Source organism: Asticcacaulis sp. AC460 (assembly GCF_000495795.1).
GTDB lineage: Bacteria > Pseudomonadota > Alphaproteobacteria > Caulobacterales > Caulobacteraceae > Asticcacaulis.
Genome location: NZ_AWGD01000032.1, coordinates 115,995 through 142,008, shown reverse-complemented (window position 1 = coordinate 142,008; position 26,014 = coordinate 115,995). Strand labels below are relative to the sequence as shown.

Sequence of the window (26,014 nt, the reverse complement as noted above, 5' to 3'; positions counted from 1 at the left end):
ACCGCGCGTGACAGCACTTTCGAATGCTGCCACGCGCGAACTTATTCCCCCGTTGCTCGTGCCGAACAGTGTAAATTGGCCGAACGCGAATTCAGAACTCGATCCTGAGCCGTGACCGAACGTCGATGCGTCCCCATTTGAACTCGAAACGGCGCATCAAGTCGCGGGCGGGCCGTTCAACTAGATGATGGAGCAACATCGCAAGAGACACCACGCCGACGACCATCGCGATCCAAATCGCCAAAGGCATCTTTTGAGAATCGATGTCTGCAATCTTTTCCATGCCTTGGCTGAAGACCAACTGCCAAGGAATACAGATCATGTATACCGCAAAGCTTATTTCACCCAGATACACGAGGACGGGCGCCGACAGAAGACTGGAACCGTTTCTCGCGGAGGCCGCCAAACCTAGAATCAACCCGCCGCACGCCAGGACGCTGATATAGTCTGGCAGATTGAGCCATGTCGAGACGATGAGAAACCCTAGCGAACCGCATGAAAGCACAAGGGCTTGATTTTGAGAACGGGCTACGCCGGATCTCCACAATAGCCAAAGACTGCAACCGAGCGCGAAACAGGGCATTATTCGCAAGGCGCCCCAAAAGATGGTCGCACGGGTAAGCGAAAATCCTGCGAGAAAATCGAACCCGATGTAGAGCGCGACTAAGAAGGCAGCAGCGCCTGCAACCGCTAGTATCGGCCGCTGCCACAGTCTGGTCATCAAATATGCGAAGCCGGGAAATGTCAGGTAAGCGAACCATTCAGCGGAGATAGACCAGGATGGATGGTTCCAGCCGCCGTCCGGCGCCAGGCCCCACGCCTGGGTAAGAGTCAATTGAGCTGGGAGGGAGGACCAGACCAGTAGCTTGTCACCGGCCTGAATGCCTGCGGCAGCCAGCGCGGCAATAAGTAGGGCAAGTCCGGCAACGATCGCGATATGGACAGGATAGATGCGGGCCAACCGAGCCCAGATGAATTCCCGATAGTTGAAGCAGCCTTCCTTGAAACGTTCGAGATAGACGTGGCTCAGGATGAATCCGGACAAAACGAAGAACAGTTCGACACCTAGGTAACCTTTACCCACCACAGAAGGCATCGCAGACGCCAAGTTGGTCCAGAAATGGAATGCTACCACCCACATTGCGGCGAAGAAACGCAGACTTGTGAGCGGCTTGAGGTTCGTCGGCATCTTCTGTCTCAATTTGGTTCAAAAAGGGCGACGGTCTGTTCGCCCAAATGGGGAATGCAATTCTTGAACCGAAAGATTTGGCCGGATCAAGCAATGACGGGAGACCTGACCCGTTCGTCGCATTCTACCCTGCTACTGTGAAATCCTTCGAATTCCGTCTCTTTGGTCGGCGAACAGGCAACGACGAATACAAACGCATGAATTCTTTATAGGGATGAACCCGTCTGCGCGCGTAACGGATAAAGGGGCAGTTTATGAATCATCAAGGAGGCTTCAATGCCACACGACGACGCGCGCATGAATGAATGTATCCGGCTCTGCTGGGAATGCAGAAACGAATGTCAGACCGCTCTCTACCAACACTGCCTTACCATGGGAGGCGAACACAGCGGCAAAGACCACGTCACGCTAATGGCCGACTGCATTCAGGCGTGCCAGACCGCCGCGGACTTCATGACCCGCTGTTCCAAGCTTTACACGGCAGAGTGCGCGGCATGCGCCGACGTCTGCGATGCCTGCGCCTTGTCCTGCGAGCGGATCGGCGGCGACTTCATGATCCGTTGCACTGAAATCTGCCGTCGCTGCGCCCAGAGCTGCCGCGAAATGAGCAAAACGATGGAGATAGCGTAGCCGGCAGATCCAGTGCAACGGGTATCGTGAACGGACTTGGGACACGAGAGCAGGTCGGATCGACTTGTAAATACCTAAGTTGCGCAAAGGGAGCTACTTCCCGTCCTTCCTAGAGCCGCGGCGTACGGTCGAGAAGGCGCTGACGGCGGTGATCCAAGAAGCCTATGGGCAGGGCATATCGACGCGTTCAGTCGATGACCTGGTCAAGGCCATGGGGCTTCGGGCATATCCAAAAGTGCTGTTAGTCCGCTGATCAAGGAGATCGACGAGCGGGTCAACGCCTTTCTGGCAATTCCATCGAAGACGAATGGCCCTATGTCTGGATCGATGCATTCTTTGTAAAAGCGCGCGAAGGCGGCCGCATCGTGTCAACGGCGACGATAATAACCGTTGGCGTCAATACCGACGGCCGGCGCTAGGTACTGGGTGTCGCCAACGGCCCATCGGAAGTAGAAACCTTCTGGAAGGGCTTCCTGCGGTCGCTCACCGACCGTGGCCTGCGGGGCGTCAAGCTGGTCATTGCCGACGCCGCAAAGGGCTGCGCGCAGCAGCCAGCAAGATCTTCCACGCCACCTTGCAGCGCTGCATGGTGCATTGGATGCGCAATACCCTGAACATGTCACCACCAAGCAACAAGCCGCCGTCGCCGCCATGACAACAACCATCTTCGCAGTTGAATCTCCAACGTACCACTTGATTGCGGTCAAATACAAACCAACGGCGCACCTCTAAAGTAGCACTGAACTCGGACAAGAGGTCTGGGCCAAACAACGTTTATGAACGCAAGCGTCCATAGAAGGCAAACAACTGAAACGGACTGATCTCCTTTCGAATCCTGCCTGGCCCAGCGAACCCGCAGTTTTTCGAGATCTAAAATCGTCCCTGGGAACGTCTAGTAGGTAGTTTCCGGGACTTTCCAGTCCTTTGCGTAAATGGGAACTTCTACAAATCCAAATACCCGATCGTTCAGGCATTCCCGCCCGATGAACATATAATTGTTGAGACATGACATGACTGACCAGATTCCCGCAAAAACCGACAATCCCACAACGCATGAATGCTGCGGAGGCGCACTACCTAAACATACTCCGGAGGAGGTCGCTGTTACCCCGGCAGCCATCTCTCAGACTCCTGTTGCGGCGCCCGAAGAATTGCCTCCGGCGAAAAAAGTCAGCGGATCTTGTTGTGGCGGGTCGGATAGCCATCAACATGCAAAACCTTAAACACGTTGACCGATCTGCGCAATTAAGCCGGAGCAAGGGCGTCCTTGCGGGCCTCAGAGACGCAGGATGGAGTGGCGGCGACGTTCAATCGTCCGGCGCGACCGCACCTCAACCCAGACATTCATTTCTGCACACACTTGAGAAAGCTCCATGACCACAAGCACAGTTGAAGTCGGCAATCTCTTTTCAATCCTTAGTGCACGAGGCATTGAAAAGCGGCTGACCCGCTTGGTAGGCGTCAGCCGCGTGTCGGTTAATCTGGTGTCAGGATCGACAACAATAGACTACGACCTTGCCAAAACGAGTCTTGAGGCGATCAAGGAAAAAATCGAAGACTGTGGCTTTCATTGTTCGGGCGAAGCTCTTCCAAACCATCTTTGTGCAGACGGCGCACCGTTGACACCGAGCCCGAAGGCAGCCTCCAATGGAACCGTACCTCACCCGAAGTCGACGGGGCATGCCGACATAAGTGGCATGGACATGAAGCCTGTCGACTCGAAGGGCAGACCTGAGCCTGCCCAAGCGGTCAAAAGTGATTCAATGGCCAAGGAGATGGGTCACGGCGCCGGCATGGACATGGAATCTATGGTTCGCGATATGCGCAACCGATTCTTCATAGCGCTCGGGTTCAGCCTGCCCATATTCGTGTTTTCACCCATGGGTATGGATTTCATCAAGGTTGCCCCACCCTTTGGGCTTCGTTTGGATTTCGTCCTGTTCTTCCTGGCAAGCGGCGCCATCCTTTACCCAGTGTGGCCCTTCGTTGTTGCGGCGTATCGGGCAGTTCGCAGCGGGGTGGCCAACATGGCCGTTCTTGTCGTTCTCAGTGTCGGCACAGGATACATATTCAGCATAGGCTCTACTTTTTTTTACGGCGGTCAGCAGTTCTACGAGGCATCAGCAATCCTGCTTGTCTTCATCCTGCTTGGCCACTGGCTCGAAATGCGCGCCAGAGCGGGGGCCTCGGAGGCTATTCGCGCGCTCATGGATCTCGCGCCGCCAATGGCGACGGTTTTGCGTGACGGCAAAGAGCAAGAAGTGCCAACCTCCGAAGTCCTTTCAGGCGATACGGTTGTTATAAGGCCCGGCAACAAAATCCCTGTCGACGGGGAAGTGCTCGAAGGCTCGTCCCAGGTCGACCAATCCATGCTCACCGGAGAGTCTATGCCCGTCGCCAAGGCCGTCGGTGACACCGTCATCGGGGCGACGATCAACAAGAGCGGCACTTTCAACTACCGGGCAACCAAGGTTGGCGCCGACACGGCGCTGGCTCAAATCGTCAAGCTTGTGCAGGAAGCGCAAAACTCGAAAGCACCCGCTCAGCTTCTTGCTGACCGCGCCTCTCAGTGGCTTATCCTTGCGGCGATCGTTGTTGGCCTACTCACCTTTGCCGTCTGGTACTGGTGGATGGGTCAGCCCCTGTTATTCGCGCTCAGTTTGACGATCACGGTGTTTGTAATTGCCTGCCCTGACGCGCTGGGTCTTGCCACGCCGATGGCTATTATGGTCGGTACCGGCCTGGGCGCAATGAATGGCATCCTGTTCAAGAACGCTTCCGCCCTTGAAAATGCAACAAAGCTCAACATTGTCATCTTCGACAAGACTGGCACGCTGACCATGGGCCAGCCGGAGGTCGTCGACCTGATCGTCGCAGATGGATCGACTGAAGATAAGGTTTTGTCCGCCGCGTCGGCCGTTGAAGCCGGATCGGATCACCCCCTCGCCCAGGCCATTCTTCGCCGTGCCTCGAAGATCAAGGCGCCGAAGGCCAAGGATTTTAAGAATATCGACGGCAAAGGTGCCCAAGCTGAGGTTGAAGGGTCGACTGTGTTGCTTGGCAATCAACTCCTGATGAAGGAGAACAAAATTGATCTTGGCGACCTCGAAGCTAAATCGCAGGAATTGCAAGGCGCCGGTCGTACCGTCGTCCATCTGGCGACTGGCGGAAAGTTGATCGGCTTGATCGCAATAGCCGACGCTGTCAGGCCAACTGCCGTGGACGCGATCAAGGCGCTTCGCGCCCGAGGTGTCGAAGTGGCCATGCTCACAGGCGACAACAGGGCCACAGCAGAGCGTATCGCAAAAAGCCTCGGAATAGAGACTGTGTTTGCCGACGTTCTTCCCGGTGACAAGGTCAGCAAGGTAAAGGAGCTTCAGGCAAAAGGGAAGAAAGTGGGCATGGTGGGCGACGGCGTCAACGACGCCCCCGCTTTGACGCAGGCTGATGTCGGATTTGCCATAGGGGCCGGCACGGATGTCGCTATGGAAAGCGCCGACATCGTTCTGATGAAAAGCGACCCCTTCGATGTCGTTGGCGCCATCGAACTGTCCCACGCGACGCTAAGAAAAATGCACCAGAACCTGTGGTGGGCCGTTGGCTACAACATCATCGCGTTTCCGCTGGCGGCAGGTGTACTCTACCCATTTCTGCTGGGACCGAGTGTCGCTGCCCTTGCCATGTCTGGCAGTTCGGCGCTGGTGGCCATCAACGCCCTTTTGTTAAAGCGAACGAAGTTGACTGGGATCAGGCGCTCAGCCGCCAAGCTTCCATCTCGCGCTACCTTGTCAAGTGCCGCGGGATGACTGGGACTGATGCAAAATCCGGTGCGCCCCTGGCAACCCTCGCGGCATTGATGCGGTCGCTTTTTCTCTTCGCACCGCTATGGGGATATTTGTCTGACCGATTGGGGCGCCGTACGATACTGTTAGCGGGCTTGGTCGGGTTCGGTGCGACAACAATCTCTTTCTCCTTCATTCAAAACTTAACAGTAATCTACGCCGAACGCTTCCTTAGCGGCATGTTCGCAGCCGCAGTCACACCAGTTGCTTTAGCTGCGGTTGGGGCGGGATCGTTCGCAGTCCCTCTCTTGTGGACTACAGGGCTTGCTGTAACTGCGGCAGCCGCTATTTTCCTCTCTGTCCCAATAGCGACGCCTTTTGCAAGCGATTCACCTGCATACGCTTCACCTCACGCGACCACGCCATGGCTCATACCCAAGCTGCTCTTCATTGCCTTCTTGGTTTCTGCAAGTGTCAGCGTCTTTGAAGTGGGTTTGGTGCTGGTACCTGGAGCTTACAGCTCTACGTTGACGCTTGTGGTAATCGCCGCCGTGGCGTCGAGTGCCGGTATTCTTTCGTCTATCATCACCTATTGGATATCGAAGAAGGCTGGCAAGGCGAAGGGGGCGCAGCTTGGAAGACGATCAGCCGCAGCCAGCCTGGGCGCGGCCGTTGCTCCCTTATTGGCGGCGTATTGTTCGAGCTTTTTCCCTTGCCAGGCGCGCCATTCTTTCTCTTCGCTGCCCTATCGGGCGGGTGCGTCTGGCTCGTTTTCATCCTGCTCCCCCCGCTTGGCGGCTGTCGCATGATCTGGAGCCTCCAATGAAACCTGATTCCGGAGTTTCACGATGAAGAAACTCGTCGCCTTCGATCTCGACGGCACCCTTGCGACCAGCAAGCAAGCCATAGATGCCGAAATGGCTCAACAGTTAGTTGAATTGCTCGAAATTCTTCCGGTTTGCGTTATTTCTGGCGGTGACTGGCCGCAATTTGAACGTCAACTTCTTGGCCCTTTGCCTGCGGGATCTGCCTTCAACCAACTTTTTTTGATGCCCACCTCCGGCACAAAACTCTATCGTTTCAAAGGCGGCTGGACCCAGTGTTACGCGGAGCTTTTCAATGCCGACGAACGCCGGCGCGTGATTGAGGCGCTGACTAGTGCCATTGCCACAACGCTGGTAGCGGAAGACCTAGCCTGGGGCGACAGAATAGAAGATCGGGGTAGCCAGATTACATTTTCTGGCCTAGGCCAGCAGGCGCCGCCCGATGCCAAAGCGCAGTGGGATCCCGACATTCGCAAGCGGACCAAGCTCAAGGCAGTCTTGGACGAGTTGCTTCCCGACTACGCGGTTCGCATTGGTGGTACGACATCGGTCGATATCACCCGGCCCGGGATAGACAAGGCGTATGCTATCAGAAAACTGCAGAGCCTTAGCGGCTTCGACATTTCCGAAATGCTGTTCATCGGTGATGCGCTCTATCCGGGCGGCAACGACGCCCCGGTTCGTGATGCCGGAGTTGCTACTATCGCCGTTAGGGACATCATCGAAACCAAACTCGTGATGGATACTATACTGAAATTCTTCAATTAATTACAGACCGGTCAAAACGTTATGGACAATCAGACCAAAATTCGTGTCGCCGTTAACGGATACGGTGTCATTGGAAAGCGCGTTGCCGCGGCGATAGCCTTACAGGAAGATATGACGCTTGTCGGCATTGCCGACATCGGTGCCGATTGGCGCCTAAGGGTTGCAAATCGATCCAACATACCCCTCTTCGGAGCGACGACGGACCACGTGCAAAACATGCGGCGCGCCGGCCTTGCGGTTGCTGGTAACCTCGATGACCTCATTGAAGCCGCCGACATTATCGTCGATTGTACACCCAAGGGTATCGGTGCGAAAAACTCAGACACCTATCGTCGATTGGGCAGGCAGTTCATCGTGCAAGGAGGCGAAGCGCACACGGTAACCGGACATTCATTCGTTGCAGAATCAAACTATGGGACCGCACTCTGCCGCCCCTCTACCCGCGTCGTTTCGTGTAATACGACCTCGATTGTTCGAACACTGACGGCACTCAAACAGGCCGGGCTGTTGCTTCGAGCGCGTGGAACCTTGATGCGGCGCGCGACCGATCCTTGGGAAAGCGACAAGGGAGGGATCATGAACACCCTCGTGCCGGAGCCCGAAATTCCGAGCCATCAAGGGCCGGATTCGCAAAGCGTCGATCCAGAACTCGATCTTGTAACAATGGCTGTCAAGGTTCCTGAAACCATCGGACATCTGCATTATTGGTCGGTGAAGATGACGCGCATGGCAAGCAAGGACGAGGTTTTGCAAGCCTTTCGCGCGTCCTCGCGCATCGCGACCGTTCGTACGGTCGACGGTTTGGGGGCTCTCAACTCGATAAAGGAGATGATGGCCGACCTTGGCCGGCCGCATGCAAACCTTTACGAAGTTGCGCTCTGGACCGATATGCTGCGCGTCCAGGACGACGAACTTTTTTACGCCTACATGGTAGACAATCAAGCCATCGTCATTCCCGAAACGATCGACGCTATCCGTGCACTTGGCGGCAAAACAGCCGACGCCAGCGTCTCAATCGCAAAGACAAACGCCAGCCTTGGCATCGGCGATATCGAAGCCATATTTAACAACGCAGCTGCAATGGATGGCGGCTCTCATGATAAATGATGATTTTATATCACGCTCGCCGATCCTGCTGCGTCCGGATTCGACACGCGTTGTTATCAGGACCTTCGTGCCAGCGGAAGATCCGCCGGGTTATCTATCGACGGACCGCCCGCGTGCGCAACGTATCGCTGACAGGGTGCTGACATTAAGCGATACCGATTGTAGGGACGAACTGACGAATGTGACCAACAACCTGGCCGACCGTTATCGTGATGTCGAGCGCACATTGATACGTCGATTTCACAATATAAACGGAGTCTTCATCGATCATTGCAGCGTCTCGAACGAACAGGCACTTCTGATCGGCGCCTATTTTAGCGAGGAATATGCCTTTGAGGCAGCCGCGCTGTTCAACCCAAGTATTGTTCCGCATCCAGACCAGGCAGGTGTGCCAGTTGGCTCGCTGCGCTTTGTCCTGTCACTTCGGGCCGTCGGCGAGGGACATGTGTCATCGGTTACATTTCGCACTGGCATCTGCGGACCTGATGGCGCTGTCGCGGTCGATGTTCCCAGAACGCAAGCAATAACGCCACGGATCGAATACATCCCCGGCGGCGAACCCAACGACCCAGGGGTCCGCCTCTTTTGCGATGAAAGCCTGGACCTTTCTGAAATCGTCATATTTCCCGTCACATCCAGCCAGCGACATGGGATTGAGGATGTCCGATTAGTCAGGTTCGTCGACGAGGACGGGAGCACGACCTATTTCGGCACCTACACGGCATTCGGCGGTCAAAATATCCGCCAGGAACTTTTGCGCACAACAGATTTCGCCACGTTTGAGCTTATCGCCCTCCGCGGCGAGGCGACTGCGAACAAGGGCATGGCCCTGTTCCCCCGCCGCATCAACGGAAAATACGCGATGCTTGGGCGCCAGGACCACGAAAGCATTTGGCTTTTGACCTCTGACGACCTCTACCACTGGCAGGGTGGAACGAAAATAGTATCGCCACGCTGGCCATGGGAATTTATCCAGATTGGGAATGGGGGTTCACCGATCGAGATCTCCGAGGGATGGCTGGTAATTACCCATGGCGTCGGCGCGTTGAGGAACTACGCAATCGGTGCCTGCCTCCTTGACAAGGAAGACCCTACGAAGGTCCTGGCCCGAGTGCCCTATCCCTTACTTCGGCCAAGACCTGAAGAACGCTTCGGTTATGTGCCGAACGTTACCTACACCTGTGGCGCGATGGTCCACGGCCGCACCCTCGTTCTCCCTTATGCGCTCGCCGACAGCTTTTCTACGTTTGCTACAATGCCACTCGATCAGCTTCTTTCTGCAATGGAGTAAATGAACTGCCCCAGTGCACTCCATACAACTGTATCAAGGTGTTAGACGCGTCGAGACTTTTTCCCAGTTTCCGGGAGGCGAGTCATAAAGTTTTCAGGGGTGAAATCTTATAAGAAGCGTGAGCTTATGCAGATGGCATAGACATTGGTATGTCTCGATTCCTGTTTTAGGATTTTGTCTGGAGCATCCGGGAAGGATTATAGTGAATCAAGGTATTGAGGCCCTCAAGGCCTTGCCAATATTCGCTGACTTCGGCGGGGAAAACTTGGCAATTCTGACGTCAAACAGCCGAGTTCGCCAATATCCGAGCGGTCATTACCTCTACATGCACGGCGACGACATCAAGAATTTTAAGATCGTCTGCCGGGGAACCATTCAGGTTTTTCGCGAAACCCCAGACGGCCACGAAGTCACCAGTGATATTTTAATAGCCGGTGATTGCATCAACGCCGACGAAATCATAGCCAGGCACACGGCGCATATGACCAATGCAAGAGTCGTCGATGACGCGATGGTATTGGAAATTTCAATATCCTGGATGCGTCTGCATTTGAAAGATTTCGACCAGTTAGCTCCGCGTCTGCTCCAAGGCCTGTCCGAACGCTTACGTGAGTCGCAAAAGGAGGCCGTACATCGCTCCACTATGTCAGCGACGCAGATTGTCGCCTGCTACCTTCAGGGCCTTTGCGTCCTCTACGACTTTGATCCACAGGGTTTTGACCTTCCCTACTCAAAGACACTAATCGCGTCGCGCCTCCACATGGAACCGGCCACTTTTTCGCGAACCCTACAAAAGCTTAAAGGCGTTGGCATTTCGGTTACCGGCAACCATGTAGCCTTCACCAATTTGCACAAGGCCGGCCATTTTGTTTGCGACGAGTGCTCTGTTTCAGCGGAATGCCCTACTCATCAAGCTCTTGCCGCGGTTTGAGGCGGGCGAAGCCGCGACAGGTTAGTGAGACAAAAAAACGGGGATATTTGCATGTTTAAGAACATGATCGGTGGCGCCCCCTAAAATCATCTCCCCTACATGGCTGTGGCCATAGGCACCCATGACGAGCAGGTCCGCGGCCAGGCTCTGGGCCTGAGCCAAGATAGCCTTCCCAGCGCTTTGGCCATTGAGCTCGACCTTTAGCATTTCTGGCAGGACCCCGTGTAGTTGTAAGTAACCTGTCACTGCCGCTTCAGCCCGATTGTCGGGCCAGTCGCCATGTTCGCTCAGGGTGAGGAGGTAGACCTGCTTGGCCCGTCTCATTAACGACAATGCGTCATGCAAAGTCCGCGATGCGGCCAGGCTGCCATCCCATGCAACGACGACGGTCTCGGCATAGGCAGCGGTCGTGGCCTTTTCGTGCTTGGGTGCAGGAATCATTAAGACGGACCGGCCGGTGTCGAAAAGAGCTGACAGGGTAGTTTCCAGCTCACCGCCAGGGCCGTTATCATATCCGATTACGATGAGATCGGTGAAACGTCCTTCGAACGCCAAGCAATGCTTCACCGTAGCGGAGAAGGTGCGAAATAAGACACGGGGCAACGGCAAGTGAGAAATTTGCGTGCCGATATGGTCGAACGGCATATCAAAGCTCGCCGTGCATTGTTCAGCTCGGCTTCGAGCGCGGAGCGCTTGTTCTTTTGCGCTTTCATCCAGTCGATCGAGAATTAAGCCTTCGCCCATTTCCAATAAACCGTAGCCCCAAAAGCCATATACCTGTGTGTACGGGTCAGGCGGAGGTGAGACGTGCAAGATATGCAACTCGGCGCGGTTGGCTTTGGTCAAGCCCAACGCTGTATGAAGGGCATTCCGCTCGTAGGTTTCACCTTTGAACACGCAAAGAATGGACTTGATAGGCATGATTTTACTCCTCGCATAAGAGGATTGTAGCGCGGGCAGCGAAATTGGCATTGATCCCGGTCAAATCTGAACGCAGTTGCTCGTCAAGGCACGGTCAGGGGCCAAGACCGTCAATAGCTGAACGCCAATGAGTGGTTTGGCTTCATTCAAATATGGGTTGACCGCGCGAGCCCAATATCAATTTAAAATCGAATGACTTGATTGCAGTCAAATACTCCCCGCTTGCTGGAGCCTAACCTAAACCTCGGACTTCAAACCAAGGTGCAAGGTGCCACGATGACTAAGCGCTTCAGTGACAGAGTTACAATCGGTAAACTCGCGGAATCATGTGGAGTGAGTGGCGACACCATTCGCTTCTACGAACGCTCGGGATTGCTTCAAACGGATACCCGCTCAAGGGCGGGCTACCGACTCTATGATACTGAGAGCATACGGCGCCTTAAGTTTATAAAGCGGACAAGAGATTTAGGGTTCAGCCTCGATGAGATCCTGCAAATCCTGGCCCTAAGGTCCGCAGACGACGCAACTTGCGGCCAGATGCTGGAACTTACCCAGCGCAAAATATTGGACGCACGGACGCGTGTCAGCGAGCTGGCACACATTGAGAGAGCCCTGACGAGGCTTGCCGAAACGTGCCCCGGCGGGGACACGCCGATCGGCCAATGCACCATTCTCGACCAACTAGACCCTGGCGACGACCTGGCAGGTTCTAGCGACGAAGATACCGATCATTCCAGCAGTCGCACTTGCCGCACTACTTAGGAGGACATGATGCCGCAGCACACCATCCAAAGCGCCATTGTCTCACCGCTAGCACTTATCGACGCCGATCTGCGGGCCTACATGCTCAAAATTTACCTGTATATGACGGGAGGCCTCGTTCTTACGGGGGTAATCGCACTGTTTTCTGCGCACTCTGCGACCGTTTTGCACGCCATGTACAGCTACCAAGGCACCGCAATTGTCGGCATGAAGCCCCTGGCCTGGGTTGTCATGTTCGCGCCGCTCGGCCTTGTGATGTTCCTCAGTTTCGGACTGCAACGCATGAGCCTGCTCACCGCTCAATTGAGCTACTTGGTTTATGCTGCGGTGATGGGGCTGTCGATCTCGACAATATTCCTCACCTACACCGGCGAAAGCGTAGCCAGCGTCTTCTTCATCACGGCCGGCACTTTCGGGGCCATGAGCCTCTACGGCTACACGACCAAGCGCGACCTCGCCGGCCTTGGCTCGCTCCTGATGATGGGGCTGATCGGGGTGATTACCGCATCAGTCGTCAATCTGTTTCTAAAGAGCAATGCCCTGCAGTTCGGGATCTCCATCATTGGAGTCCTCGTCTTTATCGGCCTGACGGCCTACGACACCCAAAAACTGAAGCTGCTGTACGCAACGCTCACCGACAAAAGTGAAGGCGTGGGCAAGATCGTTATTTTGGGCGCCCTCACCCTGTATCTCGACTTCATAAACCTCTTCCTGCAGCTCCTCTACCTTTTCGGTAATCGGCGCAAAAGCTGGTGACCCCCATCCTTAATCCCAACCTCTGGAGACATCTTATGAATATCAACTTTCGATCGCTTCTGCTGGCGTCTGCACTCGTCCTTTTTACCGGAGTCGTCCAGGCCCAAACCACGACGCCGGGAAGCACGTCGATGCCTATGACCGGACCCATGACGGGTCCCATGACAACGCCTCCAGCGATGCCGATGGCACCGGGCGGCATGTCTGACATGAAAGCTCATATGGGCGACATGCAAAAGCATATGGGGGAAATGGCTGCCAAGATGCAGACAATGGACGCCCAGATGCAAAGCATGACCACGAACGAAACCAGCCCCGCCAAGCGTAAGAAGATGATGGCTATGCACGCCGATATGGCCGCCCAGGTGCAAGACATGCAGAAGATGCAGGCCATGATGGGCGACATGCCGTGCATGAAAGATGGCCAAATGGGTATGATGGGGAATCAGGACGGCGCCATGCCAGCCCAGTCGTCATCGTCTTCATCGGCATCGACTGACGCTGATCACACTATCCGTCATCCTGCCCATTAGGTGTCTCTATGAAAGCGCAACATGACTCCCAAACCGGCGGTAGCCTCAAGAGCTGGCTCTTTTCACGAACCGGCGCGGCCACGCTCCTATGCTTGGCCGTCCTCGGCTTCCTGATCTACAAAGGTCATGGATTACACCTGCTGGGCTTCTTACCTTGGCTACTGATCCTGGCGTGCCCACTGATGCACATCTTCATGCACGGCGGACATCATGGCGGTCATCACCCTCACAGCAACGAAGAGTCGCCGGGCGAACTAAAAGCAGTTGCTCCAGCAGATGGTACCTCAACGGAGCATCAACCGCGTTCGGACCCCCACCATAAACATGAAGGGCACTGACCATGGACCAATCCAATTCTGACCCTGCATACGGCCTTTGGTGGCTCGTCATCATCAATTCCGTCATCTTCATAGGCTTCGCCTTTAGCTTCTTTAAGCCGCAAACCAAGACTGACTGGCGGAGTTTAGGCGCGTTTTCAGCGTTCATTATCGCGCTCTTCGTGGAGATGTACGGGTTCCCATTATCGATCTTTGTCTTGTCTGGCTGGCTTGCCACGCAATATCCAGGCGTCGATTTCCTGTCGCACGACAATGGCCACCTGCTTCACACGCTTTTCGGAATGAAAGGAAATCCGCATTGGGACATCTTTCATATCCTCAGTAGCGTGTTCATTTTTGGTGGCTTCATAATGCTGTCCAATGCATGGCATATCCTGTGGAAGGCACAACGAGGCCATGGCCTCGCCCGCACCGGCATTTATGCCAGCATGCGCCATCCGCAATATGTCGCCTTCGTGATCATCATGTTTGGCTTCCTGCTGCAATGGCCGACCCTGCCTACGCTGGTCATGTTTCCGATCCTCATCTTCATGTACGTGCGTTTAGCCCTGAAAGAGGAAAAGACGTCTGAAGCCGAATTCGGCGACGACTGGCGGCGCTACGCTGCGGTTACGCCCAGGTTTTTCCCCCGGTTCGGCTCAAATGCAGGCAAGCTGTCGCCCCGGACTTGAATAATACCCCTACCGGGTATATATACCAGGTAGGGGTATATTTGAGGCCATAATGTCCGAACATCCGTCGCATTCCGAACAATTGCCGAGATTGAACCGCGCCGCCGGCCAGATCGAGGGCATCAAACGAATGATCGGCGAAGGCCAGTATTGCGTCGACATCCTCACCCAGCTTCGCGCCGTGCGCAGCGCTCTAAAGACCATCGAGCTTAGCGTATTGGAAACTCACATGAAGTCGTGTCTGACAGATAGGTGCTGCACTGGCGAAAAACAGCGCGACGACCAGATCACCGAGATCATGACGCTGCTCAAGAAATACGAATAGGAAGCCAGACCATGGACGACACACACGATGCTGGACCCAGCAAATCAGGCGGCTGCGGATGCCGATCCAGTTCGGTCAACGCCACGGAACCGGCTATCTTTACCTGTCCCATGCACCCGGAAATCCAGCAAAATGGACCCGGCAATTGTCCGATTTGCCATATGACACTGGTTCCCGTCGCGGCAACTGACGCTGTTGCCGACAAAGGCGAAGGGGCCTCATGCTGTCATTCGACAGAGGCACAACCCACAGAACCGGTCACCGACGCAGCGGCTAAATACACCTGCCCGATGCACCAGCAAGTTCGTCAGGACGGTCCAGGGAACTGCCCGATCTGCCACATGACGTTGGTCCCCGAAAGTGGGCCAACCGCCTCCAGCGACACTAAGTCCTGCTGTCATTCAGAGTCAGTTACGGCACCGTCGGCCATCTCGGCGTCTTCCGAAAAGAGCCCTCCGGCCAAGTCTGCGCCTATCGCGGGAAATGCCGGCGAAACCGTCGTCTATACGTGCCCCATGCACCCCCAGGTCCAGCAGAGCAAGCCCGGCAACTGCCCGATTTGCGGCATGACACTGGAACTAGCCGGCGTCGCCCTGTCCGACAAACCCGACCCGGAACTCGTCGACATGACCCGCCGGTTCTGGATTGCAACCGCCTTGTCGGTCCCTTTGCTGCTCAAGGTGATGGGTGAACACTTCATTCCGTGGATCCACGAGAACTTCAACAACGACTTGGCGCGCTATGCCCAACTCGCGCTGGCGACGCCCGTGGTCATCTATTGCGGCTGGCCCTTCTTCGTCCGCGGCTGGCAGTCGCTGAAGAACCGCTCGCTGAACATGTTCACTCTGATCGCGCTCGGCGTCGGCGTCGCCTACGTCTACAGCCTGGCCATCACACTGTTCCCAGCGGCCTTCATGGCCTTCACCCGCCAGTCGATGCCGCCGGAAGTCTATTATGAAGCGGCAGGCATCATCACGACCCTGGTTCTTCTCGGCCAGGTCCTGGAACTCAAGGCCAGATCCCAGACCAACAGCGCCCTGCGCGCCTTGTTCGACCTTGCGCCGAAGACCGCCCGCCTGATCGCTGAAGACGGCTCAGAACACGACATTCCGGTCAGCGATGTCAAGGTCGGGGACCGGCTCCGTGTTCGCCCCGGTGAGAAAGTCCCCGTCGATGGCGTCGTCGTCGAAGGTGCCAGCGCCGTCGATCAATCGATGCTGACCGGGGAGTCTTTGCCGGTTGAGAAACATGCCGGCGACAAGGTTACCGGCGCGACCCTCAACGGAACCGGCGCCCTGGTCATCCGCGCCGAGCGCGTAGGCCTCGAAACCATGCTGTCGCAGATCGTGGCCATGGTCGCTAAAGCGCAACGCTCGCGCGCCCCCATCCAGCGCATGGCAGATATCGTCTCGGGCTGGTTCGTGCCGATCGTCGTTGCCATCGCTGTCGTCACGGCGGTTGTGTGGGGCGTTTGGGGGCCTGAGCCCAAACTGGCCTATGCGCTGCTAAACGCTATTGCCGTGCTTATCATCGCTTGTCCCTGCGCGCTCGGTCTAGCCACACCCATGTCGATCATGGCCGGCACCGGCCGCGCCGCCAAGGCCGGCATCCTCATCCGGGACGCGGCAGCGCTGGAAACATTTGAAAAGGTTGACACCCTTGTCATCGACAAGACCGGCACCCTGACCGAAGGCAAGCCACGACTGATCAAGGTCTCAGCGCTGGAGGGCTTTTCTCCGGATCGGTTGCTTCAGCTCGCTGCCTCGCTTGAACGGTCCAGCGAGCATCCTCTTGCCCAGGCCATTGTCGATGGTGCCACCGCTAAGACACTGACCTTGTTCGACCCTCAGTCATTCCGATCGGTGACCGGTAAGGGAGTGACCGGCCTGGTCGACGGCCAAACGGTCATCCTGGGTAATGCAGCCCTTTTGGAAGAGGCTTCCGTTGCCTCCGGTGTTCTTGAGGCTTTGGCCCGTCCGTTCCGCGACGAAGGCCAAGGCGTCATGTATATAGCCATCGGCGACAAGCCCGGAGGCATCATCGTCGTTGCCGATCCAATCAAGGCGACTACGGTTGAAGCGCTCAAAGCCTTGAAAGCCGAAGGTCTCAAGGTCGTCATGCTGACCGGCGACAACCTGGTCACGGCCAAAGCCATTGCGGTCAAGCTCGGCATTACCGATATCGAGGCCGATGTCCTGCCGGCGCGAAAAGCCGAGGTCGTTCAAAACCTGATCGCTAATGGCGCAAAGGTTGCCATGGCGGGCGACGGCGTCAATGACGCACCGGCGCTGGCCTCCGCGACGGTCGGTATCGCCATGGGCAACGGCACGGATATCGCCATGGAAAGCGCCGGCATCACCCTGGTCAAGGGTGACCTCCTGGGCATCGTCCGCGCCCGTCGCCTGAGCCATGCGGTGATGAACAATATCCGCCAGAACCTGTTCTTTGCCTTCTTCTATAATGCTCTGGGCGTGCCTGTTGCTGCCGGTATCCTGTATCCGTTCTTCGGTCTGCTTTTGTCGCCGATCATCGCCAGCGCGGCCATGGCCTTCAGCTCCGTTTCGGTCATCGTCAACGCGTCAAGAATCAGAGGAGTAAAGCTGTCGTGACCCGCAATGGCACCGCGTCTTCTCCAGTGACGTTGGCGACTCGGAGTCAGAGCTTGCCTGCCACCGCCATCGATCTGCAGAAGATCACGACGCCACTCCTTTTGCATATGCTGCGCACGGAGATGCGATTCCCGCTGATCTTCCTGCTCAGATGCAAGTTGACGCTCGGCCGCTTCAAAAAGGGCATCGATCCTCGCTTTCCGGCGGAATTCGTCAAAATCATTGCCCTGCCTCTATGGGTCTACATCAATCTGAAGGCAGCCATCGGCCAGGACAAAGCCTTCGAGATCATGCGCGTCACCATCCTCACCGGTGGCCTGGCGCAATGGAATTTCCAGTACCAAACGACGAGCGTGGAACGCACCTTTGCCAATCTGTGCGATCTCGAAATTCAGGTCAACAAGGCCGGCTTTACGCGCTGGAACACACTTAACGTGGTTGAACGGACCGACAAGCGTTTCGAGATAAAGATTACGCGCTGCTTGTACCACGAGGTTTTTACCGCCATGGGCGTTCCCGAATTGACGCCGATCATATGCCAAATCGACAACGCAGCGTTCAATTCATACCTGCCGGATCAGGTTACTTTTAACCGCGGAGGTCCGGGACACCGAATCGCCGACGGAAGGTCGGCGTGCAACTTCATCTGGGAGGTTGCAGATGGCCGGGGTTGAGACAACGAAGGGGAGCTACGGCCACAGCCGGGAAGCAAGCGTAGACGTCGCGGCCACGCCTGATCTCGTTTTCGCGCACATGGACGACCAATCAAAATTGGGAAGTCATATGGAAAAGCCGTCCATGATGATGATGGGCGGCCGGATGACCTATGAGTTCGACGCAGCCAAGGGACAGGCCGTGGGATCGGTCATCAAGATGGGTGGCGGGTTCCTGGGCGTCAAGCTGTCGGTCGAAGAGGTCATCACCGTACACGACCCACCTCGCCGCAAGGTCTGGGAAACGTGTGGCCAATCACAGATTCTGATCATCGGAGCCTATCGCATGGGATTCGAGATCACGCCAGCCAAGGGCGGCAGCCATCTTCGGGTATTTATAGACTACAATCACCTGACTACGTTCTTCGGCGGCATTCTCAGTCTGTGTTTTGCCTCGATTTACGCGCGCTGGTGCGTTAGCCAAATGGCTTCGGATGCCAGAAGGGCCTTTCTGCCTCGGTTGAAGCCGGTCGCCGATTGATCATGAGACAACGAGCCGGGCAAAGTTCACTTCTCAGTGAAGGCAACGGGCCTATACTTTCATGCTGAAGCGCTGGACATGTATTTGGTCGATGTTGGTGTTTGTCTTCGTGACAATCGCCGCGCCCGTGCTTGCCCAAAACATGCCGTCCCGGGACGCCGCTTCTCGCCACCGGGTCCGTGCTGGTCGTGTCCGGTCTAATCAACAGCTACTTTCTCATCGGTCTCGATCATGTCGGGCAGATATTCCAGTCGCCCTACGGCGTCCTGCTCGCGGTCAAGCTCGTGATATTCGCCGCAATGCTGCCACTTATTCAGGCCTGGGGAATAGCGCCGCACGGCGGCTGGAATCGCCTATCCTGGTCGATCTCGGCGTAGTGGTTTGCCTATCTGACCTTCCCGGTTTTCGCGACGGTAGCTGTCGCCCTCTGGGCGAGACCTTTCGTGGCCACAGGAGACGCATTGGTGTTGCTCAGTGCCCTTTACTTGATCTTTCCCCTGTTCGCAGGATTTCCGCTTACCGAGGCCACGATGCTCTGGTGTGCCCTCCGCATCGAGCCTTGTTTCGCGCTGGGCTGCGCCGTGTGCCTAGTCTGGCGATCCGGGAGGATTTCATCCATTCAAATAGCTTTGGCGATGGCCGCGGTTGGATTGACGGGTCTGGTCACGACCGTCCTGCTTCATGGACCCGACCTAGCCACCGTAATATTCTGTGCAAACTTGATCCCGGGCCTCGGCCTGGCGGCGCGCGCGGGCTCCTCGGTGCTTTCACAAGGCTAGCTGGTTTATCTCGGAGAATTCAGCTTCGTCATCTATATGATCTGCATCCGCTGGCAGTTGATTTATGTCGAGGGCCTGCAGAACGTGGCGAACCTCAGTCCGGATGCGATGCCGCCATGGGCCTGGGTGGGAATGGTCGCGGGCGTCGTTCCCACAGCGATGGCCCTACATCACCTCCTCGAGTTGCCGGCACGACACCACATGCGCCTACTCAAGTTTTCCAAGTTCCGGCCGGTTTCACCGGCACGCACGGCGGTCAATTGACCTGCGGGATCACCGCTGACCAACCTTAACAACCCAACGGAGAAATCACCATGGAGTCGCATTCAGATCACAAATCGCCTTCCCATTACACGAAATTTTGGATTTCGCTCGGCGTAAACGCCGTACTCATGTTCATCCTGATGTTCGTAATGGTCGACACTTTCGCAGACGTCGTACCTAACATTAATTTCATCTACATGGCGCTCGTCATGGCAGCACCGATGGGCATCATCATGTTAGCATCCATGCCGATGATGTATGCCGACAAGAAGAAGAACGTGATCTGTTATGCCGTCCTGGCCGTTCTGTTTGTCGGCAGCTTTGCGTTTATAAGGAATCAGACTTTTGTCGGCGACCAAGGGTTTCTGGACTCAATGATCCCTCACCACTCTGGCGCAATACTGATGTGCCGCAAAGCCAAGATCGAGGATCCGGAAGTAAAGGCGCTTTGCCTGGGCATCGAGAAATCGCAGCATCAGGAAATCGACCAGATGAACGCCATTCGGGCAAGGCGTCCAAAGAACTGATTGAGGAACGTTTATTCGCTTTCGGCCAAAGCGCGCACGAGGTCTAAAATCTTGCGCCGGTGTTTGGCAACCTTGATGCGCGGAAACGCTTCTGCAAGTTCAATTCCTTCCGTCATGAGAAAGTCATGAACGAATTTCTCTGACGCGCTTTCGATGAAGCCGCCGGCGTGTTCACCCTCACCGAAACCCTCAAAGAAATACGGCACCGGCGCCTTCAAGGCTTAGGCTATTTTCCGGCCCAATTCGTGTTCATGTTTTGTCTGCTTATGCTACAGATATGCACGTTTCGTTAGCGCTGGACTATCTGGCTGCAACAGCCATTGATAACTTGCTGAGGTACAACCGTGCAGATCTCTCCTCTCGAACGCCGCTCGCTGCTTTTTTCCGCACCGGCTTTGCGTTATTCCTGGCAGCTCTGACCTGGGCCGCGCCGCAGCTTAGGAAACCGCTCATCAGTTTGGCCGGACTTGTCGGCTAATGGCCGGCGAAGGTGACGGAGACCCTGGCCACAGCGCCGTCGAGCGATCCTACGAGCTGGCGGTTGATGGGAAGTTCCTGTGTGTTCGAAATAAGTCGACCTAGCTGCCTCAGCCGAAAAATCCCAAGGGAGAACTCCATCAGGACATCGGGTTCTATAACTTCGACAACGCCCGCAACGAGGTGGTTTTTCGCTAGTTTCACAGCGAGGGTTTCGTCAATCAGTACATTGCCCAGGCGGCGAACCTGGCGTCTGACGAAATCACGTTTGAAAGTGAGCAGCTCGAGAATATACCTGCAGGCTACAAGACGAGAGAAACATACCGCTTTACCGCCAGTGACCGGTTCGAGGAAATATTCGAGATCGCGGAACCCGGCGGTGAGTTTCAGGTTTATTCGCACAACGCCTTGCAAAGGATCTAACCGCAGATCACTTTCGTAACCTGGGCAATAGCGAGGACAATTTCCGCTTCCGTCGTTTCGACGCCGACCGAAAAACGGATGGCCCCTGCCGCCCTCTCGGGGGATATGCCCATGGCACCCAGGACACCGCTTACGGTTTCGTTTTCGCTGTGACAGGCCGAGCCCGCTGAAGCGGCAACGGTATCATTCAGTGACGCCAGCAAACTACGCGCATTTGCGCCTGGAAACGACAGGTTCAACGTGTTGGGGAGACGTCGCAACGGGTGACCATTCAACTGCACCATTGGCAGTAAAACGCGCAGCCCGTCGTGAAGTAAATCCCGCATACGCCGCATGTGCGTCATTCGGACGGTCAATTCATCCGTTGCCAAACGAGCGGCCTCACCTAAGCCCACGATGAGCGGCAAATTCTCCGTTCCAGGTCTTTGCCCACCTTCATGACCTGCGCCGTAATCCAGGGGCAGCAGTCGCGTCGCCGGATTGCGTACCAGAGCACCCACGCCCTTGGGGGCATAGAACTTGTGACCTGCGAGGGTGAGCATATCGACACCTAGATCGTTAACCCGCACAGGCAATTTCCCGGCGGATTGAGCGGCGTCGGTATGAAAAACAATCCCTCTGGGTTTCAGAAAACCTGCAATGTCTTCGATCGGCTGGATCGATCCTGTCTCATTGTTGGCGTGCATGATCGAGACAAGGCCGGTTTCCGGTCGCAGCAAAGCGGCAAAGGCGTCCAGACGCACGCAGCCGTATTCGTCCACCGGAGCGATCGAAAGAATGAAGCCTTCACGTTCAAGAGCCTTTGCCGGCTCCATGATCGCCGGATGCTCGACAGCGCTGATGATGATGTGGCGACGACTCTCCGGCAGGCTACGCGCAACGCCGATCATCGCCATATTGTTGGCTTCGGTGGCACCGCCCGTAAAGACGATCCACGAAGGATCAACTCCGACGAGTGCTGCTACCTGTCCCCGTGCTTTCTCTATAGCGTCGTGGGCCAGTCGGCCCTGAAGATGGGACGATGACGGATTGCCGTAGACGCCCCGCCAATAGGGTTGCATGGCATCGACGACTTCGGCGGCGGCAGGCGTGGTCGCATTGTAGTCGAGGTAGATGAGGGTCTCAGGCGCTGAAAGCATCATGCCGTCTTTCTGTCGGTTGGCCGTTGATGCGTTTCGCGCATTCTGACAGCGGCGATGACACCCGATAAAAACGTCACGATGGCAACGGTCCAGACAGCTGCCGCTAGGCCGAAGACATCCGCAACCACTCCCGACAGGATAGCTCCGATGGCGTAGCCCATGTCCCGCCATAGCCGGTAGACGCCGACCGTCGAGGCCCGCCAACCAGGATGGACAACGTCACCGATCGCCGCCAGCAAGGTCGGATAGACCATTGCGGTGCCCAATCCGATCAGGACGGCGGCAACAGCGAAAGCCATGAATGTGTGGCCTATAACAACGACTGCGATTCCGAGTGCCTGCAACCACATGCCGGAAACAATCAAACCCTTGCGGCCGATCCGGTCCGACAAACCGCCGGTGAAGAGCTGGCCAAGGCCCCAGACGGCCGGGTAGGTCGCCGCTAGGATACCGATTTGCGCAAGACTCAGACCGGCGGCGGCAAAGACGAGCGGGAACAGCCCCCACGCCATGCCGTCGTTGAGATTATTGACCAATCCCGCCTGCGTGATCGACGAGAGATTGCGATCCTTGAATGTCGTCAGCCAGAAGATTTGAGCCTGCGAGGGTGTGTCTTCAGCAGTCGCCTGTCGCGCTTCCAACTTGGCGAAAGCGATGGTTTCGCGCACCAGCAAAATTGATAGGAACAGGCCGGCGACCGCAAAGGCCACGCCGAGGTAGAAGGGCTGCGGCCTCAGGCCGTATCGCGCCGCGATCCAGCCGGTGGCCAGTGCCGAAAGACCGACCGCAAGATAACCTGCGAATTCATTGATTCCCATCGCAAGGCCACGTTGCTTTGGACCGGCGAGATCGATCTTCATGATCACCGTCGTGGACCATGTCAGCCCCTGGCTGATGCCGAGGAATAGATTGGCGACCAAAATCCACGCCCAGGACGGCGCCCACATCAAAAGAAACGGCACGGGCACCGCGACCAACCATCCTATGACCAACACGATCTTCCGGCCATATCGGTCGGAAAGGCGCCCGGCCATGTAGTTCGTCAGCGCTTTGGAGATGCCGAAGACAACGATAAAGGAAAGGATTGCGGTGTGCGCCGACAGCTTGAAAACGTCCTCGGCCATGGCGGGCAAGATACTGCGTTCCATCCCGACCATTGCCCCGACGAAGGCGTTGATCAGCACGAGAAGCGCGAACTGAGGCCAGTTCGCGCTCAGACCCAAAGCAATGGGCTTTTGGGATAAAGACGGCGTGAGGTTCACGCGGCAACCAGACCAAGGTTCAGGGCGACAAGCCGATCCATATCGTCAGGGCGTGGCGGTATCTGTGCGGTCAGCGCCGCGACAAAGGCCTGTTTGTCCATGCCAAGGAGCGGGTTCCAGCGGGTTTCAAACCCTATAGTCGACGATGGCTTTCCAGACAAATCGGCCCCGCATGGGCTGCCAGACTGGTGACCAGGAAAGATTTCCATATCATCCGGCAGGACAAGCAACCGGTCATGCAGGCTTTGCCACAGAACGCCGGCCATCTCCACTTCCCGGCCCGCAAGATCGGGACGGCCAACGGAGCCGACGAAGAGCGTGTCACCGGTCAAGACGAACCACGGGTCCTCTCCCCGACGCAAATCGGTCACCAAAAGACAAAGGCTATCTGGCGAATGCCCCGGCGTGTGCAGAACCTTCACCTGCGTGTTACCCGCCGGAATGATCTCACCATCTTTCAGCGGCGTGAACTCAAAGCCTGTCTTGCCGAGATTACTTTCGTGCAAAGCGTAGGCAGCGTCAGCCGTTTGCGCCAGTTTCGGTCCGCCCGACAGATGATCGGCGTGGATATGCGTGTCGATAACATGGGTGATCGCCACATTCAGCTTTGCGGCCTGATCGACGTACCAGTCCTCGTCTCCGGCCAGGACATCGACGGCAATCGCCTTGCCTTTGCCGGCACAGCCGAAAAAATACGACAAGGACGCGTCCGCATTTACACGTTGTCTGAAAAACATGATGTCTCCGATGGGGCGAACGTAGGAGGGCAGATAAAACCATCTTTCCTAACATTCTAAGATATGTTAGATTGATTTATAGTTGCAACGCGATTTTCAGTCAAGGCGCCTTCATTGCAGACACCTCTCACAGACACGTCATCCGCGCGCCCGCAGAACCGTCAGATAAAGGATATGCTCTACGGGCAGGTCGCTATGATCGGCAAAGCGGCCGCGAGCCCGAAGCGTCTGGAACTGATAGAGTTGCTCTGTCAGGCGCCCATGACGGTGGAGGCCCTGGCGCGAGAGGCGCAGATCAGCGTGAAGCTGGCCAGCGCGCACCTGAAGGATCTGAAGTCTGCCCGGCTTGTCGATACGGAACGACAGGGCAAATACGTCATCTATCGGCTTGCCAGTGAAGACGTTGCCCGTTTTTGGGTGACAACAAGGATGCTCGCCGAAGCAAGGCTTACGGAACTTAAGGATGCGCTGGAAAGGTTTGCCGGCGCAAGCGACGAGTGGGAAGGCGCCTCGCGCAACGATCTGTTGGAGCGCGCAGCCGCCGGTGACATCATCGTCATAGATGTGCGACCTGAGCTTGAATTCCAGGTGGCGCACTTGCCGTTCGCTCGCTCATTGCCCTTGGCCGAGATTGAAGAGCGCCTGAATGAACTGCCGCGGGACCGTCCAATCGTCGCCTATTGCCGCGGTCCCTTCTGTCTCATGGCTAAAGATGCGGTCAACATGCTTCGCGCCAGGGGGTTTGACGCCGTGAAACTCCGTGACGGCGTTGCGGAATGGGCCGCCCCCTGACAGGTTGACGCGGTTCCGCTCGACATCGATAAAACAATTCGGTCGGTTGTAACCGCGCCTACGCCCTGTGCGTACTAAAGGCAGGATCTACAACCCTGTCGGTCGGGAGAGCCAGAATGAAGATTTTGCCGCCGCACCTGTTTTATGGATCGATCGTGGTGATCATTGCCCTGAACCTGTTCCTATCCGGTCTTAGGCCGTTGCCGGCACCGTGGAACTGGGCTCTGGGTCCGACGCTATTTCTTCTCGGTCTCGGCCTTAACCTGCCCTCCGCTCGCCTGTTCGGGACGGTCAAGACCAATCTCATTCCGTACAATGATCCGAATGTGCTCGTGACCGCAGGCTGGTTCCGTTACACCCGCAATCCTATGTATCTGGGGTTCGTGGTGATGCTTTGCGGCGTCGCCATCGGTCTGGGGGAAATTTACGGCTACCTCGTTCCCGCCATCTTCGCTGTCATTATCGATCGTACCTTCATCCGTTTTGAAGAAAAGGCGATGTCCCGCGTTTTTGGCGCCGCCTATGACGAATACCGCCGAAAAGTCAGAAGATGGATATAGGAGTCAGGCGTCTTGGTGACATGACATTCACCAAAACCCGAACCCTGGTCTAAAACGGTCGCCTGCAATTAACACCTCAGTCCATACGCCTAAATTTGCCCGCGGACGCCGAAAAGAATGACAGCCGATCCGATCAGGCACAATACGAGGCCTGCCATATCCCAGCGGTCGGGGCGCTGATGCTCGACCAGCCACAACCAGATCAGCGACGAGGCGATATAGATTGCTCCATAGGCAGCATAGGTTCGGCCTGCGGCGGGCGAATCGACGAGAGTCAGCAGGTACGCAAAGAGAATGAGGCTAGCGATCCCGGGTGCAAGCCACCACGCGGATTTGTGCAGTTTCAACCAGGCCCAGAACGAAAAACAGCCTGCGATTTCGAAAACGGCGGCGAAGCCATAGATCAGAAGGGTTTTCATC

Annotated in this window: 28 protein-coding genes and 2 pseudogenes; 22 read left to right on the top strand and 8 right to left on the bottom strand. The window is 56.3% G+C overall.

What is annotated here, in order from left to right; translation table 11 throughout:
• Window positions 1-91: 91 nt before the first annotated feature.
• Entirely contained in the window at window positions 92-1,189 is a 1,098-nt protein-coding gene (locus ABAC460_RS42060) for an acyltransferase family protein (protein WP_023454828.1), read from the bottom strand.
• 276 nt (window positions 1,190-1,465) lie between these two features.
• On the opposite strand from ABAC460_RS42060, the gene ABAC460_RS42055 reads away from it, so the two are divergent.
• The 8 genes and pseudogenes from ABAC460_RS42055 to ABAC460_RS42030 all read left to right on the top strand — a co-directional run bounded on the left by ABAC460_RS42055 (window position 1,466) and on the right by ABAC460_RS42030 (window position 10,522).
• Window positions 1,466-1,819, top strand: coding sequence for a four-helix bundle copper-binding protein (locus tag ABAC460_RS42055; RefSeq protein ID WP_023454827.1), 354 nt, complete (start codon window positions 1,466-1,468; stop codon window positions 1,817-1,819).
• A 1-nt stretch (window position 1,820) separates the two neighbouring features.
• A pseudogene (locus tag ABAC460_RS49195) lies at window positions 1,821-2,500 on the top strand (IS256 family transposase); the annotation flags it as partial.
• Between the two features lie 692 nt (window positions 2,501-3,192).
• Window positions 3,193-5,625: a heavy metal translocating P-type ATPase gene (locus tag ABAC460_RS42050; protein WP_031237235.1), complete on the top strand. Its 2,433-nt coding sequence runs from the start codon at window positions 3,193-3,195 to the stop codon at window positions 5,623-5,625.
• The gene (locus tag ABAC460_RS49190; RefSeq protein ID WP_200863693.1) at window positions 5,622-6,410 is read left to right on the top strand and encodes an MFS transporter; all 789 of its coding nucleotides are present in this window, start codon (window positions 5,622-5,624) and stop codon (window positions 6,408-6,410) included. The genes ABAC460_RS42050 and ABAC460_RS49190 overlap by 4 nt, the downstream gene beginning before the upstream one ends.
• 39 nt (window positions 6,411-6,449) lie before the next feature.
• A complete protein-coding gene (locus ABAC460_RS42045; protein ID WP_023454825.1) occupies window positions 6,450-7,193 on the top strand; it encodes an HAD-IIB family hydrolase in 744 nt (247 codons plus the stop codon).
• A 21-nt stretch (window positions 7,194-7,214) separates the two neighbouring features.
• Complete coding sequence (locus tag ABAC460_RS42040) at window positions 7,215-8,300, top strand: type II glyceraldehyde-3-phosphate dehydrogenase (RefSeq protein WP_023454824.1); 1,086 nt, start codon at window positions 7,215-7,217, stop codon at window positions 8,298-8,300.
• Window positions 8,290-9,591 (top strand): glycoside hydrolase family 130 protein, encoded by a 1,302-nt coding sequence (locus tag ABAC460_RS42035; protein WP_023454823.1) that lies wholly within the window; start codon window positions 8,290-8,292, stop codon window positions 9,589-9,591. The genes ABAC460_RS42040 and ABAC460_RS42035 overlap by 11 nt, the downstream gene beginning before the upstream one ends.
• Window positions 9,592-9,793: 202 nt before the next feature.
• A complete protein-coding gene (locus ABAC460_RS42030) occupies window positions 9,794-10,522 on the top strand; it encodes a Crp/Fnr family transcriptional regulator (RefSeq protein ID WP_023454822.1) in 729 nt (242 codons plus the stop codon).
• A 21-nt stretch (window positions 10,523-10,543) separates the two neighbouring features.
• Here ABAC460_RS42030 and ABAC460_RS42025 read toward each other — a convergent pair whose 3' ends face one another.
• Complete coding sequence (locus ABAC460_RS42025) at window positions 10,544-11,443, bottom strand: universal stress protein (protein ID WP_023454821.1); 900 nt, start codon at window positions 11,441-11,443, stop codon at window positions 10,544-10,546.
• A 276-nt stretch (window positions 11,444-11,719) separates the two neighbouring features.
• Here ABAC460_RS42025 and ABAC460_RS51220 point away from each other — a divergent pair, with 276 nt between their 5' ends.
• The 12 genes and pseudogenes from ABAC460_RS51220 to ABAC460_RS41975 all read left to right on the top strand — a co-directional run bounded on the left by ABAC460_RS51220 (window position 11,720) and on the right by ABAC460_RS41975 (window position 20,201).
• Window positions 11,720-12,205 carry a heavy metal-responsive transcriptional regulator gene (locus ABAC460_RS51220; RefSeq protein WP_023454820.1) on the top strand — a complete coding sequence of 162 codons (486 nt, stop codon included), beginning with the start codon at window positions 11,720-11,722 and terminating at the stop codon, window positions 12,203-12,205.
• A 9-nt stretch (window positions 12,206-12,214) separates the two neighbouring features.
• Window positions 12,215-12,961 carry a Bax inhibitor-1/YccA family protein gene (locus ABAC460_RS42015; protein ID WP_023454819.1) on the top strand — a complete coding sequence of 249 codons (747 nt, stop codon included), beginning with the start codon at window positions 12,215-12,217 and terminating at the stop codon, window positions 12,959-12,961.
• A gap of 35 nt (window positions 12,962-12,996) precedes the next feature.
• Window positions 12,997-13,494, top strand: a complete 498-nt coding sequence (locus tag ABAC460_RS42010) for a hypothetical protein (RefSeq protein ID WP_023454818.1) — start codon at window positions 12,997-12,999, stop codon at window positions 13,492-13,494.
• An 8-nt stretch (window positions 13,495-13,502) separates the two neighbouring features.
• Entirely contained in the window at window positions 13,503-13,832 is a 330-nt protein-coding gene (locus tag ABAC460_RS49185) for a DUF2933 domain-containing protein (protein WP_081716637.1), read from the top strand.
• A 2-nt stretch (window positions 13,833-13,834) separates the two neighbouring features.
• Entirely contained in the window at window positions 13,835-14,503 is a 669-nt protein-coding gene (locus ABAC460_RS42005; RefSeq protein ID WP_023454817.1) for a methyltransferase family protein, read from the top strand.
• 52 nt (window positions 14,504-14,555) lie between these two features.
• Entirely contained in the window at window positions 14,556-14,828 is a 273-nt protein-coding gene (locus ABAC460_RS42000; RefSeq protein WP_006270843.1) for a metal-sensitive transcriptional regulator, read from the top strand.
• A gap of 11 nt (window positions 14,829-14,839) precedes the next feature.
• A pseudogene (locus ABAC460_RS51250) lies at window positions 14,840-14,971 on the top strand (hypothetical protein); the annotation flags it as partial.
• 18 nt (window positions 14,972-14,989) lie between these two features.
• Window positions 14,990-17,437, top strand: coding sequence for a copper-transporting P-type ATPase (locus ABAC460_RS41995; protein ID WP_444551272.1), 2,448 nt, complete (start codon window positions 14,990-14,992; stop codon window positions 17,435-17,437).
• A gap of 53 nt (window positions 17,438-17,490) precedes the next feature.
• Window positions 17,491-18,111: an L-2-amino-thiazoline-4-carboxylic acid hydrolase gene (locus ABAC460_RS41990; protein ID WP_023454815.1), complete on the top strand. Its 621-nt coding sequence runs from the start codon at window positions 17,491-17,493 to the stop codon at window positions 18,109-18,111.
• A complete protein-coding gene (locus tag ABAC460_RS41985; RefSeq protein WP_023454814.1) occupies window positions 18,098-18,631 on the top strand; it encodes an SRPBCC family protein in 534 nt (177 codons plus the stop codon). Before ABAC460_RS41990 ends, ABAC460_RS41985 begins: the two co-directional genes overlap by 14 nt.
• Window positions 18,632-18,810: 179 nt before the next feature.
• Entirely contained in the window at window positions 18,811-19,008 is a 198-nt protein-coding gene (locus tag ABAC460_RS48545) for a hypothetical protein (RefSeq protein WP_023454813.1), read from the top strand.
• Window positions 19,009-19,724: 716 nt separating this feature from the next.
• The gene (locus ABAC460_RS41975; protein WP_023454810.1) at window positions 19,725-20,201 is read left to right on the top strand and encodes a DUF305 domain-containing protein; all 477 of its coding nucleotides are present in this window, start codon (window positions 19,725-19,727) and stop codon (window positions 20,199-20,201) included.
• A gap of 11 nt (window positions 20,202-20,212) precedes the next feature.
• Here the strand turns inward: ABAC460_RS41975 and ABAC460_RS41970 are convergent, their stop codons facing one another.
• The 5 genes from ABAC460_RS41970 to ABAC460_RS41950 all read right to left on the bottom strand — a co-directional run bounded on the left by ABAC460_RS41970 (window position 20,213) and on the right by ABAC460_RS41950 (window position 24,242).
• Window positions 20,213-20,419, bottom strand: a complete 207-nt coding sequence (locus ABAC460_RS41970; RefSeq protein ID WP_023454809.1) for a hypothetical protein — start codon at window positions 20,417-20,419, stop codon at window positions 20,213-20,215.
• A 256-nt stretch (window positions 20,420-20,675) separates the two neighbouring features.
• On the bottom strand, window positions 20,676-21,092 hold the full coding sequence (locus ABAC460_RS41965; protein ID WP_031237226.1) for a hypothetical protein: 417 nt from the start codon (window positions 21,090-21,092) through the stop codon (window positions 20,676-20,678).
• Window positions 21,093-21,097: 5 nt separating this feature from the next.
• Window positions 21,098-22,243, bottom strand: coding sequence for a cysteine desulfurase family protein (locus ABAC460_RS41960; protein WP_023454807.1), 1,146 nt, complete (start codon window positions 22,241-22,243; stop codon window positions 21,098-21,100).
• Window positions 22,240-23,505 carry an MFS transporter gene (locus ABAC460_RS41955; protein WP_031237223.1) on the bottom strand — a complete coding sequence of 422 codons (1,266 nt, stop codon included), beginning with the start codon at window positions 23,503-23,505 and terminating at the stop codon, window positions 22,240-22,242. The genes ABAC460_RS41960 and ABAC460_RS41955 overlap by 4 nt, the downstream gene beginning before the upstream one ends.
• Window positions 23,502-24,242, bottom strand: a complete 741-nt coding sequence (locus tag ABAC460_RS41950; protein WP_023454805.1) for an MBL fold metallo-hydrolase — start codon at window positions 24,240-24,242, stop codon at window positions 23,502-23,504. Before ABAC460_RS41950 ends, ABAC460_RS41955 begins: the two co-directional genes overlap by 4 nt.
• 195 nt (window positions 24,243-24,437) lie before the next feature.
• Between ABAC460_RS41950 and ABAC460_RS41945 the strand changes: the two genes are divergently transcribed.
• Entirely contained in the window at window positions 24,438-25,034 is a 597-nt protein-coding gene (locus tag ABAC460_RS41945) for a metalloregulator ArsR/SmtB family transcription factor (protein WP_200863692.1), read from the top strand.
• A 116-nt stretch (window positions 25,035-25,150) separates the two neighbouring features.
• Window positions 25,151-25,594: a methyltransferase family protein gene (locus ABAC460_RS41940; RefSeq protein ID WP_023454803.1), complete on the top strand. Its 444-nt coding sequence runs from the start codon at window positions 25,151-25,153 to the stop codon at window positions 25,592-25,594.
• A gap of 89 nt (window positions 25,595-25,683) precedes the next feature.
• Here the strand turns inward: ABAC460_RS41940 and ABAC460_RS41935 are convergent, their stop codons facing one another.
• A complete protein-coding gene (locus tag ABAC460_RS41935) occupies window positions 25,684-26,013 on the bottom strand; it encodes a YnfA family protein (RefSeq protein WP_023454802.1) in 330 nt (109 codons plus the stop codon).
• Window position 26,014 lies beyond the last annotated feature (1 nt).